This window comes from Nocardia sp. CA-120079 (genome assembly GCF_050955745.1).
Classification (GTDB): domain Bacteria; phylum Actinomycetota; class Actinomycetes; order Mycobacteriales; family Mycobacteriaceae; genus Nocardia.
This window is the reverse complement of the sequence record NZ_CP192088.1, coordinates 9,513,360-9,531,209: the sequence shown is the minus strand read 5'-3', so window position 1 is coordinate 9,531,209 and position 17,850 is coordinate 9,513,360. Positions and strand designations below refer to the sequence as shown.

Annotated in this window: 19 protein-coding genes; 10 read left to right on the top strand and 9 right to left on the bottom strand. The window is 65.1% G+C overall.

Features of this window, described 5'->3' with window-relative positions; translation table 11 throughout:
• The first annotated feature begins 132 nt into the window (after positions 1-132).
• Positions 133-1,080: a DNA-3-methyladenine glycosylase family protein gene (locus tag ACQPYR_RS42930; protein ID WP_433625905.1), complete on the top strand. Its 948-nt coding sequence runs from the start codon at positions 133-135 to the stop codon at positions 1,078-1,080.
• A 152-nt stretch (positions 1,081-1,232) separates the two neighbouring features.
• Here ACQPYR_RS42930 and ACQPYR_RS42925 read toward each other — a convergent pair whose 3' ends face one another.
• Positions 1,233-1,439, bottom strand: a complete 207-nt coding sequence (locus ACQPYR_RS42925; protein WP_040697671.1) for a hypothetical protein — start codon at positions 1,437-1,439, stop codon at positions 1,233-1,235.
• Entirely contained in the window at positions 1,439-1,729 is a 291-nt protein-coding gene (locus tag ACQPYR_RS42920) for a hypothetical protein (RefSeq protein WP_307678042.1), read from the bottom strand. The genes ACQPYR_RS42925 and ACQPYR_RS42920 overlap by 1 nt, the downstream gene beginning before the upstream one ends.
• 526 nt (positions 1,730-2,255) lie before the next feature.
• Between ACQPYR_RS42920 and ACQPYR_RS42915 the strand changes: the two genes are divergently transcribed.
• From ACQPYR_RS42915 to ACQPYR_RS42900, 4 genes are all read left to right on the top strand, one after another.
• Complete coding sequence (locus ACQPYR_RS42915; RefSeq protein WP_433625903.1) at positions 2,256-3,185, top strand: helix-turn-helix domain-containing protein; 930 nt, start codon at positions 2,256-2,258, stop codon at positions 3,183-3,185.
• Positions 3,182-3,379, top strand: coding sequence for a DUF397 domain-containing protein (locus ACQPYR_RS42910; protein WP_397042997.1), 198 nt, complete (start codon positions 3,182-3,184; stop codon positions 3,377-3,379). The genes ACQPYR_RS42915 and ACQPYR_RS42910 overlap by 4 nt, the downstream gene beginning before the upstream one ends.
• A 12-nt stretch (positions 3,380-3,391) precedes the next feature.
• Entirely contained in the window at positions 3,392-3,619 is a 228-nt protein-coding gene (locus ACQPYR_RS42905; protein ID WP_433600247.1) for a DUF397 domain-containing protein, read from the top strand.
• Between the two features lie 161 nt (positions 3,620-3,780).
• The gene (locus ACQPYR_RS42900) at positions 3,781-3,978 is read left to right on the top strand and encodes a hypothetical protein (RefSeq protein WP_040697654.1); all 198 of its coding nucleotides are present in this window, start codon (positions 3,781-3,783) and stop codon (positions 3,976-3,978) included.
• A 56-nt stretch (positions 3,979-4,034) separates the two neighbouring features.
• Here the strand turns inward: ACQPYR_RS42900 and ACQPYR_RS42895 are convergent, their stop codons facing one another.
• The 6 genes from ACQPYR_RS42895 to ACQPYR_RS42870 all read right to left on the bottom strand — a co-directional run bounded on the left by ACQPYR_RS42895 (position 4,035) and on the right by ACQPYR_RS42870 (position 11,749).
• Complete coding sequence (locus ACQPYR_RS42895; protein ID WP_433625900.1) at positions 4,035-4,781, bottom strand: succinate dehydrogenase/fumarate reductase iron-sulfur subunit; 747 nt, start codon at positions 4,779-4,781, stop codon at positions 4,035-4,037.
• A 2-nt stretch (positions 4,782-4,783) separates the two neighbouring features.
• A complete protein-coding gene (locus tag ACQPYR_RS42890; protein ID WP_433625897.1) occupies positions 4,784-6,724 on the bottom strand; it encodes a fumarate reductase/succinate dehydrogenase flavoprotein subunit in 1,941 nt (646 codons plus the stop codon).
• Positions 6,725-6,754: 30 nt separating this feature from the next.
• A complete protein-coding gene (locus ACQPYR_RS42885; protein ID WP_387286958.1) occupies positions 6,755-7,585 on the bottom strand; it encodes a hypothetical protein in 831 nt (276 codons plus the stop codon).
• 271 nt (positions 7,586-7,856) lie between these two features.
• Positions 7,857-8,144 carry a hypothetical protein gene (locus tag ACQPYR_RS42880; RefSeq protein WP_063042550.1) on the bottom strand — a complete coding sequence of 96 codons (288 nt, stop codon included), beginning with the start codon at positions 8,142-8,144 and terminating at the stop codon, positions 7,857-7,859.
• Between the two features lie 232 nt (positions 8,145-8,376).
• Positions 8,377-9,384: an alpha/beta fold hydrolase gene (locus ACQPYR_RS42875; protein ID WP_433625894.1), complete on the bottom strand. Its 1,008-nt coding sequence runs from the start codon at positions 9,382-9,384 to the stop codon at positions 8,377-8,379.
• A gap of 409 nt (positions 9,385-9,793) precedes the next feature.
• Positions 9,794-11,749 (bottom strand): acyl-CoA dehydrogenase family protein, encoded by a 1,956-nt coding sequence (locus tag ACQPYR_RS42870; protein WP_433625891.1) that lies wholly within the window; start codon positions 11,747-11,749, stop codon positions 9,794-9,796.
• A gap of 310 nt (positions 11,750-12,059) precedes the next feature.
• Between ACQPYR_RS42870 and ACQPYR_RS42865 the strand changes: the two genes are divergently transcribed.
• The 3 genes from ACQPYR_RS42865 (at position 12,060) to ACQPYR_RS42855 (ending at position 15,100) form a co-directional block, all read left to right on the top strand.
• Positions 12,060-13,430 (top strand): serine/threonine-protein kinase, encoded by a 1,371-nt coding sequence (locus tag ACQPYR_RS42865; RefSeq protein ID WP_433625889.1) that lies wholly within the window; start codon positions 12,060-12,062, stop codon positions 13,428-13,430.
• Complete coding sequence (locus tag ACQPYR_RS42860) at positions 13,412-14,557, top strand: BTAD domain-containing putative transcriptional regulator (protein WP_433625886.1); 1,146 nt, start codon at positions 13,412-13,414, stop codon at positions 14,555-14,557. Before ACQPYR_RS42865 ends, ACQPYR_RS42860 begins: the two co-directional genes overlap by 19 nt.
• A 105-nt stretch (positions 14,558-14,662) precedes the next feature.
• Entirely contained in the window at positions 14,663-15,100 is a 438-nt protein-coding gene (locus tag ACQPYR_RS42855; RefSeq protein WP_433625883.1) for a peptidoglycan-binding domain-containing protein, read from the top strand.
• Positions 15,101-15,109: 9 nt separating this feature from the next.
• Here ACQPYR_RS42855 and ACQPYR_RS42850 read toward each other — a convergent pair whose 3' ends face one another.
• The gene (locus ACQPYR_RS42850) at positions 15,110-16,291 is read right to left on the bottom strand and encodes an ATP-binding protein (RefSeq protein WP_063042559.1); all 1,182 of its coding nucleotides are present in this window, start codon (positions 16,289-16,291) and stop codon (positions 15,110-15,112) included.
• Between the two features lie 93 nt (positions 16,292-16,384).
• Between ACQPYR_RS42850 and ACQPYR_RS42845 the strand changes: the two genes are divergently transcribed.
• The gene (locus ACQPYR_RS42845) at positions 16,385-16,651 is read left to right on the top strand and encodes a hypothetical protein (protein WP_433625881.1); all 267 of its coding nucleotides are present in this window, start codon (positions 16,385-16,387) and stop codon (positions 16,649-16,651) included.
• A gap of 594 nt (positions 16,652-17,245) precedes the next feature.
• Complete coding sequence (locus tag ACQPYR_RS42840) at positions 17,246-17,848, top strand: C40 family peptidase (RefSeq protein ID WP_433635414.1); 603 nt, start codon at positions 17,246-17,248, stop codon at positions 17,846-17,848.
• Positions 17,849-17,850: the final 2 nt, after the last annotated feature.

Here is a 17,850-nt window from a genome sequence, read left to right as displayed (position 1 = left end):
ACAAAATGGCGGGTACCAGAGATTATGTCGAATCCGCATGGCAAATCGCACATTCGGACCGAAACAATTGTGAGCCGGGCGACATTGCAGGCCCGCGCGCCGGCCACCCACCTACCGGGGCACAATGGGGCGGTGCGGAATCAGACGGCCGCGCCGGACCTGGACCGGACCGGCCTGACCAGGACGATCACGGCCGAGCGGCCGATCGATCTCGCGCCCACCCTCGCGCCACTGTCCCGCGGCAGCGGCGACCCCTGCCACCAGGTCACCCATGACGGCGCGCACTGGCACGCCTCCCGAATGCCGACCGGCCCGGTCACCTATCGCCTGACCCAAGCCGATCGCCGAACTGTCGATGCCCGCGCCTGGGGTCCGGGCGCGGCCGAATTCCTCGACGGACTCGATCACATGCTGTGCCTTGACGAGGACGTCTCCGACTTCGCCCCCGATCATCCGAAGATCGTCGACGCGCACCGCCGCTTTCCCGGATTGCGCATGTTGCGCACCGGCCTGGTCTTCGAGGCCTTGGTACCCGCTGTGCTCGAGCAGAAGGTGCACACCGTCTCCGCCCGCGCATCATGGCGAAAGTTGGTGCGACAGTTCGGCTCTCCAGCACCCCGCCCAGCACCCGCCGGACTGCTGCTGCCACCCGACGCCGATACCTGGCGCACGATCCCGTCGTGGACCTGGCACCGCGCCAATGTCGGTCCGCAGCGCGCGCAGACGATCGTGCGCGCGGCCCGGGTGGCCGACGCGCTGGAGCGGGCGGCGGCCGAAAGTCCGGCCGAAGCCGCCCGCCGCCTGCGCACGGTGCCCGGTATCGGGGTGTGGACCGCCGCCGAGATCGGGCAGCGCGCCTTCGGTGACGCGGATGCCCTCTCGGTCGGCGACTACCACCTTGCGGCCATCGTCGGCTGGACCCTGCTCGGTGAACCCATCGACGACGACGCGATGGTCGAATATCTGGAACCGCTACGGCCACATCGCTATCGGGCCGTCCGCCTGCTGGAGATCAGCGGTTACGCGCACAAGCCGAAGTTCGGCCCGCGCACCCCGCTCACCGATCACACCTGGCACTGAGCGGATCCGCCGGCCAACTCGTTTCGGCAGGCCGTATTTCGTCTCCGCGACAGCGCGCCGTCGATGTGCCAGGGACTCGGCGGTCACCCAGCGCAGCACCCGAATGCAGTCGGCAAGCACCTCCGGGCCGTCCGGTGGCTCGGCAGCGGGCCTCATAACGGCAGGGCGCGCTCGTCCAGCACACATTTGCCCGCCTCCACCAGCGTGGTCCGCGCCGCACGGCGGACCCGGCACCGGTCGACGGTGCAGTCGATATGCAACTGCATTGCGGCGTGGGCTTGTTCGGTTGTCAGCACACCAGGGTCGTTTCCGCAGGCCAATAGGGATGCGACGGGCATGTGCAGGTTGGTGAGCTGCATCAGGCGACCTCCGCCCGGCGGCGCACCGCGCGGACTTGTCGGGTGTACCGGGAGATCGGTCCCTGATCCCACGGTGCCTGTCGAACCGCCATCCCCAGCGCCTCGAGGACGGTCAGGCCGACCTCGTCCGCGAGATCGCCGACCGCGGCGAACAGCGATGGCACCACCTCAGCAACCTTCAGCGCGGCAACCGCCTGGTCGCAGGTCAGCGTACGTCCGGGCAAATAGGAAACCACCCAGCTCTCCTGCCCGACGCTGCGGGCACGATGCGGGGTCAAATCGCTGGTCATCAAGGACGACGCTATGACACTTACAGCCATGACTCCTCGTTCCTACGTGCGATTCCTGCGACGCTCGCGACGCGCCCGGAGGCGGTAGCTTGCGTGACCACGGAGGGTGCCGCGAGCGTCGCCATCGAATACTGTGCGCGCCCGGAGGTTTCACAGGAGGAGGGGAAAGGCGCCTGTTCCGCTCCGGGCACACTCTCAGCACACCATCGCGGCAGGTCGCGAACAGTGTCCTTGATGGATATCCAAAGATTTGAGGTGAATTCCCAGCACAAAACCCAGCAGGGAAGGGAGGATTCTCCATAGTGGACGAAAGAGCCCTCTGCCCAAGCGAAGTGCCGGGGAACCGAGCTTGTGGGATCGCCCGGAGCAACCGCTGGGTATGCATCCGAACCGGCGGTGTGAGGGAGCGTAGCGAGCGAACCATGTCACAGGGCGCATCGCGTGAGCGAAGGGCCCGGAGGCGGCAGCCTGCGTAACCACGGAGGGACCCGAGAACGTCGCAGTTGAATACAGAACGGAGCGTGCTGTGTCAGCGAATTCGGCAAGAGCGTCGGAAACCCCGGACCGGCTATCCCCTGAGAACGCCGCCTCCACTCTACCCAGACGCCAGCTCGGCAGGTATCTCCGGGACTGGCGCACCCAGTCGGGTCTCACCATCGCGGAGGCATCCAGGCTGATGGAGTGGGGTGCAAGCACGTTGCAGCGCTTGGAAAAAGGCCAGGCCGACCGCATCCGAACGATCGATATCCAAGAACTGTGTCGTATCTACGGCATACCGGACGAATTGTCCGATGGCCTCAAGGGTCTGGCTCAGCAAGCCGCCGTCAAGAGTTGGTGGCATGCCTACGGCGATCTCATCCCCGAAAACTTCGACGTCTATGTCGGTTTGGAGGCATCGGCACAAAAACTCACCTCCTACCAATCCGAAATCGTACTGGGCCTACTTCAGATCGCCGACTACGCCAGGGCGCTCAATCGTCTCGGCTACCCGGATGATTCGGACGCGGAGATCGAGCGCCGGGTCCAATTGCGTATGCAGCGACAGGCTTTGATCACCCGTAAGGTCGCACCTGCGACGGTGAACGTGATCCTGCACGAGTCGGTTTTGCATCGGGTGGTCGGTGGCGCCAAAGTGATGGCGGCGCAGCTACGTCATCTTGCCGATATCAGCACCCAACCCAATATCTCCCTGCGTATTCTGCCGTTCGCGGCCGGTGTTCCGCTCGGAGTGTCCACCGGACCGTTCACAGTTCTCGAATTCGGTATCGATGGCAAAGGCCAGCCGATCGAGCCGCCGGTGGTGTACGCAGAGGGCTTCACGGGGGATCTCTACCTCGAAAGACATGCTGATGTACGGCGGTACGATCGTGCGCACGAGTGCCTCCAGCGCTGCGCGCTGGATATTCAACCCAGTAGACATCTGCTCCGGCAGATAGCGAAGGAGTATGTGGCATGAGTATGGATTTGGTTGGCGCGCAATGGTTCAAGAGCACCCGCAGCGGTGCGGGCAAGGACTGCGTCGAGGTCGCTTTTCTCGCGGGCGGCCGGATCGGCGTACGCGACAGCAAAAATCCCGGTGGACCTGCCCTCGTCTTCGGTACGGGCGCATGGCACGCTTTCACCGCAGGTGTTGCGGGCGGCGAGTTCTGAGGAGTTGCGGGCGTGAGCATCAATGAGGGCGCGAAAGTAGATTTGACCGGTGCGGTCTGGCGTAAAGCCGGCGAGGGCGCGGGTAAGGACAGCGTCGAGGTGGCGCTATTGGATGCCGGGCATGTCGCGTTGCGTGACGGTAAGGACCCGGATGGGCCGGTCCTGGTCTTCACCCCCGGTGAGTGGGCCGCTTTCACAGCGGGTGTGCACGATGGTGAGTTCGACCGGCCCTCGTCCTAGAGTGCGCGACCCGGCGGTGTCCGTCCCCGCCGGGTTCGGTCACGTTACGGCAGACCGGGTCCCGCCGTATTGATCAGATCTGCTCGGGAAGATCACGAAATAGCGCAGATTCGGCAACGAAACCGCGTTTGCCGAGGGTCATTACGGGTAGCCCATTTCTTGTGGACCGTGGGCTCAAGAGTTCCCATCCTCGGTACAAGAAACTGCGGCCGGGCGATTGGGTGGAATGGCTGATCGTGGCACTGCTTTTCGCGGTGTCCGCGGTCGGCGTGTTCGTCCTGACCGGCTCGTTCCTCTCGGCACTTTTCGTCGGGGTGCTCGTGTGGGTCGTCGCCGTCGGGGTTGTCGCGTTGTTATAAGGGTGCGCCGACCGGCCGGGTATTCCTACCCCGGCCGGTGGTCCAGTATCGGTTGATCAGCGCCGGAAAAGCTTGTTGCCCAACCAGACCAGCGGATCGTACTTCTTGTCCGCCACCCGCTCCTTCATCGGAATCAGGGCATTGTCGGTGATCTTGATGTGCTCGGGGCAGACCTCGGTACAGCATTTGGTGATATTGCAGAGCCCGAGCCCCTGCTCTTCCTGAGCCAGATCGCGACGGTCGGCCACATCGAGCGGATGCATCTCCAATTCGGCGATCCGCATCAGGAAGCGCGGACCGGCGAACGACTCCTTGTTCTCCTCGTGGTCGCGGACCACGTGACAGGTGTTCTGGCACAGGAAACATTCGATGCACTTGCGGAACTCCTGGGAGCGCTCCACATCGACCTGCTGCATCCGGTAGTCGCCCGGCTTCAGGTCATCCGGCGGCGTGAAAGACGGTATCTCCCTTGCCTTCTGGTAATTGAACGACACATCGGTCACCAGATCGCGGATCACCGGGAAGGTGCGCATCGGCGTGACGGTGATCAGCTCGTCCGGCTGGAAGGTCGACATCCGGGTCATGCACAGCAGCCGCGGCCGGCCGTTCACCTCGGCCGAACACGAACCGCATTTGCCCGCTTTACAATTCCACCGCACCGCGAGATCCGGGGCCTGGGTGGCCTGCAGCCGGTGGATGATGTCGAGCACCACCTCGCCCTCGTTCACCAGGACCGTGAAGTCTTGCAGTTCCCCGCCGTCGATATCACCGCGCCACACGCGGAATTTGGCGTCGTAACCCATTCTTACGCCTCGCCTTCCGTGGCCGAAACCGAACCTGCCGGATGGGAGGCGAGATCGGCTGAGTTGTAATACTTTTCGAGCTCACCCAGATCGAAGAGCGCGAGCAGATCGTCGCGCATCGGGATCTGGTCCTCCGGGGTGACCCGCACGCCGGGCACCGGTCCGTCCGCATCGGCGGCATCGATCGCGCACACCAGCAGCTTGTTGCGCCACTGCGGATCCATGGCGGGGAAGTCGTCGCGGGTGTGTCCGCCCCGACTCTCGGTGCGCAATAGCGCAGCCTGCGCGACACATTCGCTGATCAGCAGCATATTGCGCAGGTCGAGGGCGAGATGCCAGCCCGGGTTGAACTGCCGGTGCCCCTCGACGGTCACACCGTTGAAGCGGGTCCGCAATTCGGCGAGGCGCTCGATGGCCTGCTGCAGCTCGTGCTCCTTGCGGATGATGCCGACCAGATCGTTCATGGCCTGCTGCAGATCGGTGTGCAGGGTGTACGGGTTCTCCCCGGTCCCTTCGGCGGGCGGATCGAATGGCGCCACAGCGGCTTTCGCGGCCGCGTCGATATCGGCGTCGGCCACCGCGGGGCGCTCGGACAGTTGTTCGACGTAGGTCGCCGCGCCGAGTCCGGCCCGCCGACCGAATACCAGTAGATCGGACAGCGAATTGCCGCCGAGCCGGTTCGAGCCGTGCATTCCACCGGAACACTCACCAGCGGCGAACAGGCCGGGCACGGTCGCCGCGCCGGTATCCGGATCTACCTCGATTCCGCCCATCACGTAGTGGCACGTCGGGCCGACCTCCATCGGCTCCTTCGTAATGTCCACGTCCGCGAGCTCTTTGAACTGATGGTGCATCGAGGGCAGTCGCCGCCGGATCTCCTCGGCGGGCAGACGCGAAGCGATATCCAGGTACACGCCACCGTGTTCGGTGCCGCGTCCCGCCTTCACTTCCGAGTTGATGGCGCGGGCCACTTCGTCGCGCGGCAGCAGATCCGGTGTGCGGCGCGCGGAGTCGTTATCGCGCAACCACTGATCGGCCGCTTCCTCGGTCTCGGCGTACTGGCCCTTGAAGACCGGCGGAATGTAGTCGAACATGAACCGCTGGCCTTCGGTGTTCACGAGCACCCCACCGTCACCGCGCACACCCTCGGTGACCAGAATGCCCTTCACACTGGGCGGCCAGACCATGCCGGTCGGGTGGAACTGCAGGAACTCCATATTGATCAGCGTCGCGCCGGCCCGCAGGGCCAGCGCGTGGCCGTCACCGGTGTACTCCCACGAGTTCGAGGTGACCTTGTAGGACTTGCCGATGCCGCCGGTCGCGACCACCACGGCGGGCGCCTCGAACAGCACGAACCGGCCGGACTCGCGCCAGTACCCGAACGCACCGGCGATCCGATCGCCGTCCTTGAGCAATTCGGTGATGGTGCATTCGGCGAAAACCTTGATCCGCGACTCGTAGTCGCCCGTTTCCGCGAAATCCTCCTGCTGCAGCGAAACGATCTTCTGCTGCATGGTCCGGATGATCTCGAGTCCGGTGCGGTCGCCGACGTGCGCCAGGCGCGGGTAGGTGTGGCCACCGAAGTTGCGCTGGCTGATCCGGCCGTCAGCGGTCCGATCGAACAGCGCCCCATAGCTTTCCAGTTCCCACACCCGGTCGGGCGCCTCCTGGGCGTGCAGTTCGGCCATGCGCCAGTTGTTGAGGAACTTGCCTCCGCGCATGGTGTCCTTGAAATGGACTTGCCAGTTGTCCTTTTCATTGGCATTACCCATCGAGGCGGCGCATCCGCCCTCGGCCATCACGGTGTGTGCCTTGCCGAACAACGACTTGCACACCACCGCGACGGAGAGACCGTGTTCGCGTGCTTCGATCACCGCGCGCAGTCCGGCGCCCCCGGCACCGATGACGACGACGTCGTACTTGTGCCGTTCCACTTCTGGCATGGCCGCGAAACTCCTGGTTTGTGAGGGCGGTTAGTTGATGAACCGCAGATCCGAAATCGTGTCGCTGGCAACCAACATCACGTAGAAGTCGGTCAGCACGAGCGTGCCGAGGGTGGTCCAGGCCAGCGCCATGTGCCGGGTATTGAGCTTGGAGACCTGGGTCCAGAACCAGTACCGCACCGGGTGGGCGGAGAAGTGCTTGAGCTTGCCGCCCATGATGTGCCTGCAGGAATGGCACGACAGCGTGTAGGCCCACAGCAGCACCACATTGCCGACCAGGACGATATTGCCGAGACCGAAGCCGAAACCGCCGGTCCTGCCGTGGAACGCGGTGATCGCGTCATAGGTGTTGATCAGCGAAACCAGCACGGCCACATAGAAGAAGTAGCGGTGCACGTTCTGGATGATCAGCGGCAGTTTGGTCTCGCCGGTGTACTTGGCGTGCGGTTCGGCGACCGCGCACGCGGGCGGGGAGAACCACACCGCGCGGTAGTAGGCCTTGCGGTAGTAGTAGCAGGTGAGCCGGAACCCGAGCAGGAACGGCAGCACCAGGAAGCCCAGCGGCAGGATGGCCGGGATGTGGCCGAACCATGCGCCGAAATGGCTGGAGCCCTCGACGCAGTCGCTGCTCACGCACGGTGAGTAGAACGGGGTCAGGTAGTGGTACTCCGGAACCCAATATGCCGTTCGCACATACGATCTGATCGTCGCGTAGGTGACGAAAGCGGCTAGTCCGACGGCGGTTACCAGCGGTGGGACCCACCACCGGTCGGTACGCAGGGTGCGCGTGGAGATGGCGGCCCTGGTCTTGCTGAAGACGCCGGTGCCCGTTTCCGGGGCGGCGGTCGGTGCGGCACTCACAGGTGGATGCCTCGCTGATCTGCTGTGCGGATGGTCCGCGCGACCTCCGCAATCGAATGTGATGCTGAGCACCATACGACACCCCAGCTATGGCTCGAGCGGGGTCCCGGCAAAGCCGACCCGCCTGGGGGGCCGTGATTTCTGCCACATTCGATCGAGGTTTGGTCGCCACACCGGGTGGTGAACCCGTTACACCGCGCAGATCAGAGCGGTATTGGGAGCAGATACGGTCGCGGGCCCGCTCGGCGTCGAGCCGGGTCCGCGAACCGGATTACTTTGTGCGCGGGCGGGAATGGAAGCCGAGGCCCTCGTCCTGTGCGCCCATCCACGCGGCTTCGTCGGATTTGCTGTCCGGTACGTAGATGGTCTCTTGCGGACGGCGCGTGATCTCCTGCGGCGGCGACTGCTCGAGTTCGTCGGCATCGATGACGAGCCGCTCGAGGTCGTTTTCCAGTCGTCGCACCGAATTGGCGTCGCCGTAGTGGGAGCGCAGTGCGCCGATGGATTGCCGGAGCTGGCCGACCGCGTAGCGCAGTTCCGCTATGTCGCTGCGTGTCATCGATACCTCCTGTGTTCCTTGGCGGACAGACGAACTCGATGGGTAGCGCTGGGTTCCATGTTCTGCCTGGGAACGCGCTCTACCGAGTCGTGTGACTCACCACACAACGTGATCTTTAACACAGTACGTGAGGAATTCGATTTTGGCTCGTGGTGCCCACAATTCCAGTGGTTCGCCCGAATGTTGCCACGGGTTGGCTGCCGGCCTTCCGTGCGTTCCGACGAACGGTTCGTCAGCTGGCGGTGGCGTACTCGGGGCCGTGCCCGTGCATGGCCGTGATGGCCCGGTCGACCAGCGCGACGATGGACAACGCCACCTCCTCGGCCCGCTCCAGATGCACGCTGTGGCCCGCGCCCTCGAGCCGGACCAGTTCCGAGCCCGCCAGTTGCGAGGCGAGTACCACCGAATGTGCGAAGGGCACAACGATGTCGGCCGAACCGGCCAGCACCAGCGCCGGAATGCCGCCGAGGTGGTGCAGCGATGCGGTCTCGTCGAAGGTCATCAGCGAGGCAAGGAAGCTCGACATGGTGAGCAGCGGGGTGTCGTTCATCATCGCCGCGGCCACCGCGACCATGCGCGGATTCGTCCGCTTGGTGCCCATATTCGCCTCGCGGGCGATCGGCTCGAAGATCCGGCGGGAAAGTCGCTTCGAGGCCTGCATGAGTCGGGGTGCTCGCAGTACCGCGAGCTGGAACGAGTTCACCGCGCGTCGGTTCAGGAAACGGCCGAGCCCGACCTCGGTGATGCCATTCGCCGCACCTGCGATGAGGCCGACGCCGACCACCCGGGTGCCGATGGTCGCCGGGAACAGCCGGGCGTAGGCGAGGGTGACCATCGCGCCCATCGAATGTCCGATGAGGATGATCGGGCCGGTCGGCACGACCGACCGCAGCACCGCGTCGAGGTCGTGGCCGAGTTGCTCGATGGTGTAGGTCGAGGGATGGGCAACGCCGGATTCGCCGTGTCCGCGGTGGTCGTAAAAGACCATCCGCACATCCGACCCGCTGTACTTACCCGCCCCGCCGGCTTCGCCGGCTGCCATCCCCAATTGCCGCAACAGTTGATCGCGCAGGAATGACCAGGATTCGGCCCGCAGGCAGTGACCGTGTGCGAAGACGACGGTCAGTTGCGCGTCGTCGGCGCCGAAGGTTCGGACCGCGATCGGGGTGCCGTCGTCGGCCGATACCGTCATCCGGTGGCCGTCGTAGTCGGCGGCGCCGCGGGCAGTCGTCGTGGACATGACGATTCTCCTGTGTCTGGTAGGACACCCGGTTCGGAGCGTTCTTGCCCGGTTGTCGGGCGGAATTCCCGCCCTGTTAGCGCGCCATACCGTCCGTTATGTACGCGTTGTCCAACTGACGCCGCTGATCGACCTGGCCCGGGCGCGCGAGCCCGTGAATCGGTAAATCTATGAATGGATAGGTCAGGCGCTAGATTCCGGTAGACGTCCATGATCGACCCGCGGCATCGCCGTCTATCGGGTAGTCGATCGGATCTCCTAGAGTCCGCTAGAAATTGTTATGGGACCGTAACCATACGTGGAGTATCGGAAATATGTCTATATCTAGAAATTTTCCGATAGATGTGAATACGCATCACGCGACGAGCCGCCACCCACGCTTGGGTGACGGCTCGTCGCGGTTGCGCGCCTAGGTGCCCGCGTGGCTGCGGGTCGACGGTAGGAACGGTCGCAGCAGGTTGGTCTCCGTGGACGGACCCACCTGCCATTCGGCGATCCACGGTCCGGTGCCCTCGCTCGGATCGAAGATGCCATCCTCGAGCCATTCGTAGCGGCCGTCGAGAATGTGGCGGGTGAGGGTGCGATCGTCGTCATCGGTGTTGTCCCACAGCGCGTCGAACAACTTCTTGACCCGGATCCGCGACTGCCTGCTGAAGGTATCGGCCAATTCCTCGGCGGCCTTGGCTTCCGGCGCGCCCGCGGTCCGCAGTGCCTGCGCGCGCACGCAGGCGGCCGAGATCGCGAACAACTCCGCGGCGATATCGACGATGCGACCGAGGAAGTTCTGCCGGTATTCCAGTCCGGCCTGCCAGCGCGCCATCGCGTACATCAGCGATCTGGCCTGCTTGCGGGCGCTGCGCTCGACGAAGCGCAAATGCCGTGCCAGCGGGCCGAATTCGGCATAGGTCGCGGGCACGGTGCCCGCGCCGACGGCCAGCTGCGGGAACCACTTGGCATAGAAACCACCCGCGCCGACCGCGGCCTTGGCCTTGTCCTTGAACTCCGCATTCCGGTCGACCAGCGCACCAGCCGCGGCCATATGAGCATCGGCCATCTCCCTGGCGACCAGCAGTCGCATGATTTCGCTCGACCCCTCGAAGATGCGGTTGATCCGCAGGTCGCGGACCAACTGTTCGGCCCCGACCGCGCGCTCACCGCGGGCCCGCAGCGACGCCGCCGTCTCGTAGCCCCGCCCACCGCGGATCTGCACGAGCTCGTCGGCGATCTGGCAGCTCATTTCGCTGGCCCAGAGCTTGGCCAGGGCCGCTTCGATGCGGATATCGTTGCGGGCTTCGTCGCACATGGTGGCCGAAAGGTCTAGCGCGGCCTCGAGTGCGTAAGTAGTGGCCGCGATGAAGGAGATCTTCTCCCCGACCGCCGCGTGCTCGCCGACCGGTCGACCCCACTGCACCCGCTGCGTGCACCACTGCCTGGCGATCTTCAGTGACCACTTCGATGCGGCCGTACATAGCGCCGGAATGGCGAGGCGGCCCGCATTCAGCGTGGTCAGCGCGATCTTCAGGCCATCGCCCTCGCGCCCGACCAGATTACGCTTGGGTACCCGGACGTTGTGCAGCCGCGTGACACCGTTCTCGATGCCGCGCAGGCCCATGAACGAATTGCGCCGCTCCACCGTGATGCCGGGCGAATCGGCCTCCACGATGAAGGCCGAGATGCCGCCGCGGTGGCCCTCGCTCTTGGGGATCCGGGCCATGACCACCAGCAGTTCGGCGACCACGCCATTGGTGGTCCACAGCTTCACGCCGTTGATCTCATAGGCCTCGCCGTCCGCGGTCGGGGTCGCGGTGCTGGCCATGCGGGCCGGATCGGAGCCGACGTCGGGTTCGGTGAGCAGGAACGCGCTGACCGCGCCCGCCGCGCAGCGGGGCAGAAATTCGGCCTTCTGCTCCAGGGTGCCCGCCAGCTTCAGCGGTTCGGGCACGCCGATCGACTGGTGTGCCGAAAGCAGGACCCCGAGGCTGGGGTGCGCGGACCCGACCAGCATCAGGGCCCGGTTGTAGCCGACCTGGGAAAGGCCCTGGCCGCCGTACTCCTCCGGGATCTTCAGGCCGAAGCAGCCGAGTTCGGCCAGACCCTTGACGTACTCGTCCGGAATCTTGGACTCCGCCTCGATGACGCTGCCGTCGAGCGATTCGCAGAACGGCCGTAGCCGGGCCAGATAGGCCTCGGTGCGCGCGGCGTCCTCGTCGCTGGGCTGGGGATAGGGGTGGATCAGATCGAGCCGGAATCGTCCCAGAAACATCTCCTTGGCGAACGATGGTTTGGCCCAACTGGTTTCGCGGGACTCCTCGACCAGTGCGCGGGCCTGTTCTTCGGTGGCGTCGACTTTCGCGGTTGTCGCCATGATGTCCTCCTCGGACGTGATCAGGATCACATAAGAGTGTAGGAGGGTTTGTTACCGGCCGGTAGACGTTGAGGCAGAGCGTTATCTGTCAATCTCTGATGATCTTGATAGACGGGTGGATGTGGCCGTAGCGATTGCTTGCAGATCGCTCGAAAAGATCAGCAGCGATTGCTTGCAGATCGCTCGAAAGGATCAGCTGATCCTTGCCGTGCGCCGGGTGCCTGAGTTGCCTTGACACCGAGCTTCGGATGTGGAGTAGTGGGCTGAAACGCGCCAGAAAACGTGGTCCGAATTCCCTTGGAGGGTGGGGATGTCATTGCGGCCCGGGCAGGTATTCGCAGGGTATTCGATTGTGCGGCCTCTTGGTTCCGGCGGAATGGGGGCGGTCTATCTGGCCGATGATCCGGCCTTGCCGAGGCAGGTGGCACTCAAGGTATTAGCCAAGAATCTCGGGGCTGATCAGCGTTATCGCAGCATCTTCCGGCGTGAGGCCGATCTGGTGTGCCGCTTGGACCATCCGAATGTCGTTTCGGTCTACACCCGGGGCGAGGAGGGCGAGGCCCTGTGGATGGCGATGCAGTATGTGGATGGCACCGATGCGGGCGAGCTCATGCACTCCGAGCCCGGCGGATTGGCGCCGAACCGCGCGGCGCGCATTGTGTGCGAGGCCGCGAAGGGACTGCATCACGCGCATGAGCAGAATCTGTTGCACCGCGATGTCAAACCGTCGAACATCCTGGTCGCCGACGGCGCCGACGGTGAACGCGTACTGGTCGCCGATTTCGGCCTGGCCCGCACCGTCGAGGATGCCGCGACGGTAACCGAAACGGGTTGGCGCGCTTGTACTCCTGCCTTCGCCGCGCCCGAGGTGCTGCGCGGTCTCGCGGTCGATCGCCGAGCGGATATCTATTCCTTGGGCGCCACCCTGTTGGCGCTGCTGACCGGCGCGAATCCGAATGGGGGTGTGCCGTCGCCGGCAGGCGCTCGAACGGTGCGGGATACGCTCGCGCCGACTCGAGTGCGTCCGGATGTGCCGCCGGCGCTGGAAGAGGTCATCGCGCGGGCGACGGCGGCGGAGCCGGAGCGGCGGTATCAGACCTGTGTGGAATTCGCGCGGGCCGTCGAGGTGGCGGTCAGCGATACCGAGCGCCGGCCGTACCGGTGGGGATTGTCCGGTCTGGTGCGTCGTCCGCGTGGCCGCATCGCCGCGCTCGGGGCGGCCGCTGTCGTTGTCATGGCAGCAGTGATGATCGCCGTCTGGCCGACTCCCGATCGATCCGATGGCGCGACCCCCGCGACCGTGCCGCAGACGAGCGCTGCGAAGACGGGTCTGCTGCGGTGCTATTGGCGGGTGCGGGTACCGATCGGCACCGACTTCTATCTCGAATTGCCCAGCGGGGCAGCCGATCACGACGATTCACGCTGCGCGCTCAATGACGGCGATCGGGGCGATTCGGTGCTGGCCCTGCGGCAGGCGCTGACCATGTGCCACGGCATCGAACTGGATGCGACGACCGTGTACGACACTGCGATGAAGCGCGCCATTCGGCATCTGCAGGTCGACCATGGCGCGGCGGTCGACGGGATCTACGGACCGCAGACGCGGGCGAAAGCCATCCAGTGGCCGGTATTTCGGGTCGCCGACGGTGCCTTCGACGGCCGATGCGTACCGGCGCCATGACACCCGATGCCGTAACGCCGGTGGATGTGCGCATCCTCGGTCCGGTCCGGTGGTACGTCTCGGGTCGTCCGCTCGCCGTCGGCGGACCGCTGACCAGGGCGATGCTCGCGGTTCTTGTGGTCAACCGGCGCAATGCCATCTCGCCGACGCGGTTGGCGAACACCGTCTGGGATGGTGATCCGCCGCCCAGTTTTCGCGCGAACCTGCACAATCGCATCGCCGAACTGCGGGCCACGCTGCACGCCGCCGATGTGGCCGCGACCGCGATATTGCGCACCGACAGTTCCGGCAACTATTGCCTCGACCTTCGCGACGAGCAATGCGATCTCGGCCGTTTCGAACAGGCCAGGACCGAGGCGATGGACGCCTTCGACAGCGGTGATCACGAACATGCCGCCGAGCACTTCCTGCGGGCACTAGGGGAATGGAGCGGCGCGGCGCTGGACGGGTTGCCGATGTCCACCTTCGTCGAGGCGTTCTGCGCACATATGGACGAGGAGCGACAGCGCACGCTGGAGGCGCGGCTGGATCTGGAGATCGCCGCGGGCCGTGCCGCCGAGGTCATCGGGGAGCTGCGCGCGCTGACCGCACGTCATCCACTGCGTGAAACCCTGTGGGCCCAACTGATCACGGCGCTGTACGAATCGGGGCGCGCCGGCGACGCGCTCGAAGCATGTCGGGCCGTGCGCCGAATTCTGCGGGATCAGGGCATGGATCCGAGCGACCGGTTGACCGGGCTCGAACAGCGGATCCTGCGCCGTGAGCGGCTACCGAACCGGGGCCGAATTCGCCTGCGCCTCAATGTGGATACCGATGGATCGACGCTGCTCGAGACGCTCGGCCACGTGCTGTTGTACGTCGACGACGGCAGGCGCTTCGAGGTGACCGGGGCGGGGATGACGATTGGTCGCAGTGCGGATAACGACATCCGGCTCGCGGATGCGAAGACCAGTCGGCAGCACGCGAGCGTTGTGTTGGACGGTGCTGCGGTCCGGATCGAGGATCGTGGGTCGGCCAATGGCGTGTACGTCAATGACAAGCGCATTCGAGGGCGGGCCGCGCTGGAGCACGGGGACCGCATCCGGATCGGGTCGGTGACACTCGAGGTGCGGCGGCCGCTGGCCTGAGCTGCGGGCGTGAGTACTTCGTTGGTCTGTCATTGGTCGCGGTTCCTAACTTGGCGCTACCAGCTTCGCCAACAGGGGTGAGGCTCGCGCACCACGAGGAACATCATGTACGCAGCACAGCTTTCCGGCGCTCATCGGATTCGCCGGGCGGTTGCCGCGGTGGCCATCGGGGTTGCGGCGGTGGCCGGAACCGCCGCCATCGCCGCGCCCGCGCACGCCGAGGTCCAGCACCCGGCGTCGATCAATCAGTGTCTCGCGGCCAAACCGACATTGCAGGAAGGGGTGCGCAATCAGGGACCCTGTGTGGCGGCGGTGCAGGCATTCCTCACCTACAGCTATGGCAACGGTCAGGTTGCTGTCGACGGTAAGTTCGGCCCGAAGACCAAGGCCGCGGTGCGGAACTTTCAACGAGCCGTCGGCATTTACGACGACGGAGTGGTCGGTCCCGCCACCTGGCGGTCGCTGCAGAATGCCTGCACCGCACAGGGGAAGTCGGTGGCGGGGAATTGCGACTACCGCTACCCACTTCCGCTGCCGCTCTGAGTCTTTCGGCTACACGCTGCGCAGATAGCGACCGAAGTGCGGCACCGTGAACCCGATGGTGCCGCGCTCGGCCGAATAGATCAGTCCCTTCTTGATCAAACCGTCGCGGGCCGGTGACAGCGAAGCGGGTTTGCGGCCGAGCTCATTGGCCACCGCCGCGGTCGGCACCGGACCGTCGTCGCCCGCCAAATCGGCCATGGCGCGCATATATTCGCGTTCGGCCGGGGTGGCGCGCTCGTACCGGGAACCGAAGAATCCGACGGCCAGTTCCTCTTCGGCGCTCGGTGCCGCCACCTCGACATCCTCGGCGGTGATCGGGCTCTCGGGCGCCTGATCCCAAGCGGCTTTGCCATAGGCCTGCACGAAGTACGGATAGCCATCCGCCCTCTGGTACAGGGCATCCAGCGCTTCCTCGGTGAACTTCACCTCTTCGCGCTCGGCAGGTGCGATGAGAGCTTGATCCGCCGATTCGCGGTCCAGCCGGTCGATGCGGTGGTAGCTGAACAGTCGCTCGGAGTAGCTCTTCGAAGCGGACAGCACCGCGGGTAGATGCGGCAGCCCGGCACCCACCACGATCAAAGGCGCGGTGTCCTGGCTCAATTCGTGACAGGCGCCGCAGATCGCGGAGATATCGGCGGGGCCGAGATCCTGCATTTCGTCGATGAAGACCGCGATGCCGACATTGATATCGCTGGCCAGCGCGGCCGCTTCCTTGAGCAGTTCGATCAGGTCGATCTCGATATCGCCGGAGTCGGCGCGACCGGTGACCGCGGGCACGTCGATACCGGGCTGCCAGCGCTCCCGCATGCCCTTATCGGCGGTGGAGCGCAGCGCGAAAGCCTTGAGTATGCCGAGGAAGTCGTCGACGCGCTCCTGGTTGCGATGTGCCATGGCTATCGCACGAACGGCCATATGCAGTGCCGACGACAGCGGGCGGCGCAATTCCTGATCCGGGCGGGCCTCGATTTTACCTGTGCCCCAACCGCGCGAGCCCGCAGCCGAGCGAAGTTGGTTGAGCAGCACGGTCTTTCCGACACCACGCAATCCGGTGAGCATGACGCTGCGTTCCGGTCGACCACGCGCGATCCGCTCCAGCACAACGTCGAAGGCCTTGAGTTGCTTATCGCGCCCGGCCAATTCGGGTGGGCGCTGTCCGGCTCCGGGAGCATACGGATTCCGCACGGGGTCCATGCCCAGACACCGTAGCGCGTTTCGTCAGGCGAATCTGGCCATATATAAGGCGTGTCCTAGATATTGCTAGCAAACTGTCGCATGCTGAGGGGCATGCCCACGGAACCACTCCCCACCCTTGCCGAGTTGGTCGAGTCCTGGAAAGTTCCCGCCGAAGCCCCTGTGGCAGGCCACATCCGGTCCAACATTCTGGAGGCGATCGAAGGCGGTCTCGATGATCCACAACTCGTCGCGGATATCGCGGTGGGTCCGCTGGTGGTGGCGCTCGGTCGGTTGGAGGTCGGCCTGGCCGATGCGCGGCGGCGGATCGATGAGCTGGAGCGGGCGCTCGATCAGCGCAGTACCGGATCCGACAGCTAGCGCCTGCGCCATCCGCCGCAGGCAGCTCGCGGAGCGTAGTGATGTGGCGGTCGAATTCGTCGTAGGCGACCACCATTCGACTACGTTCGACGGAGCCCCAGCGGCACGGCAGAAGCTATCCGGATGGCACTGGCCGTCGGTGGATCGCGAATCCGGTGGGCGCAGTGTCAGTTCCGGTCGGGACCTCGGTTCGATAACAGGCGGCGGGGCGCCGATACCGTGTCGTGACCATCGTGGCGTGTCGCAATTGCGACGCTCGTCCTGGGATTTCTCGATTATCCGCGAAGAGGCTGGTCTGTGCGCTGGACAACACCGCGTCCTGGCCGTAATCTCTTCGTGACCCAGTGGAGTCTGTCGGTTCGGAAGAGAAGCGGCGCCACTGAGTTACCGCCAAAACGGCTGTCGGGGCCACCAATTCCGACCGCCGTACCGGGACCCAGAGATTCAACTGGGAGTTGGGGCCGTTCTGCCGGTCCGAACCGACAGCTGACCCGGTCGGCGGGAGAGCAGAAAGATCGGAGACTCGGCTCGGTGGGTAAACACAGCTTGCAGCGGGAATCGCGGCTACCGAATTCCGTCAAGGGTGCGCTCGTCATGGGCGCGGTCGCCGCATCCACTGGTGCGATGCCCGCGATCCCCGCGATGGCAGCCACCATCAACATCCCGGGAATCGGCGATTTCGACGTTCCGGTTCCGCAGGAATTCGACCAGCAGGCCCAGGATCTGGGTAAGCAGCTCACCGAGGCACTCGCCTCGATGCCCGCCGCGCCCGCCCCGGAGGCCGTTGCCCCGCAGGCCGCGCCGTCGCTCCCCGGCTTGTTCGCCCCGGCCATGCCGCAGATTTTCCACAACACCGCCAGTGACATCGCGCTGGACGCCGCCAAGTCCAAGGTCGGCGCGCAGTACTCCTGGGGTGCCTCCGGACCGTTCAGCTTCGACTGCTCGGGTCTGGTCCAGTGGGCCTACAAGCAGGCCGGAATCGAACTGCCGCGCACCAGCTTCGAACAGTCGCACGTCGGCGCTCCGGTCGCCTTCGAGGACCTGCAGCCCGGCGATATCGTGGTGACCAATGGTGGCGGCCATGTCGGCCTGTACGCGGGCGACGGCAAGCTGCTCAATGCGGTCCAGTCCGGTCAGCCGGTGTCCTACACCCCCCTGCGCCCCGACATGGTTGTGACGGCACGCCGTATGGTTTAAGG

Coding starts and splice junctions, on each gene's coding strand:
- ACQPYR_RS42925 (WP_040697671.1), bottom strand. CDS start 1,439: ATGCAGCTCACCAACCTGCACATGCCCGTCGCATCCCTATTGGCCTGC.
- ACQPYR_RS42920 (WP_307678042.1), bottom strand. CDS start 1,729: ATGACCAGCGATTTGACCCCGCATCGTGCCCGCAGCGTCGGGCAGGAG.
- ACQPYR_RS42910 (WP_397042997.1), top strand. CDS start 3,182: ATGAGTATGGATTTGGTTGGCGCGCAATGGTTCAAGAGCACCCGCAGC.
- ACQPYR_RS42895 (WP_433625900.1), bottom strand. CDS start 4,781: ATGGGTTACGACGCCAAATTCCGCGTGTGGCGCGGTGATATCGACGGC.
- ACQPYR_RS42890 (WP_433625897.1), bottom strand. CDS start 6,724: ATGCCAGAAGTGGAACGGCACAAGTACGACGTCGTCGTCATCGGTGCC.
- ACQPYR_RS42880 (WP_063042550.1), bottom strand. CDS start 8,144: ATGACACGCAGCGACATAGCGGAACTGCGCTACGCGGTCGGCCAGCTC.
- ACQPYR_RS42875 (WP_433625894.1), bottom strand. CDS start 9,384: ATGTCCACGACGACTGCCCGCGGCGCCGCCGACTACGACGGCCACCGG.
- ACQPYR_RS42870 (WP_433625891.1), bottom strand. CDS start 11,749: ATGGCGACAACCGCGAAAGTCGACGCCACCGAAGAACAGGCCCGCGCA.
- ACQPYR_RS42865 (WP_433625889.1), top strand. CDS start 12,060: ATGTCATTGCGGCCCGGGCAGGTATTCGCAGGGTATTCGATTGTGCGG.
- ACQPYR_RS42860 (WP_433625886.1), top strand. CDS start 13,412: ATGCGTACCGGCGCCATGACACCCGATGCCGTAACGCCGGTGGATGTG.
- ACQPYR_RS42855 (WP_433625883.1), top strand. CDS start 14,663: ATGTACGCAGCACAGCTTTCCGGCGCTCATCGGATTCGCCGGGCGGTT.
- ACQPYR_RS42850 (WP_063042559.1), bottom strand. CDS start 16,291: ATGGACCCCGTGCGGAATCCGTATGCTCCCGGAGCCGGACAGCGCCCA.
- ACQPYR_RS42845 (WP_433625881.1), top strand. CDS start 16,385: ATGCCCACGGAACCACTCCCCACCCTTGCCGAGTTGGTCGAGTCCTGG.
- ACQPYR_RS42840 (WP_433635414.1), top strand. CDS start 17,246: ATGGGCGCGGTCGCCGCATCCACTGGTGCGATGCCCGCGATCCCCGCG.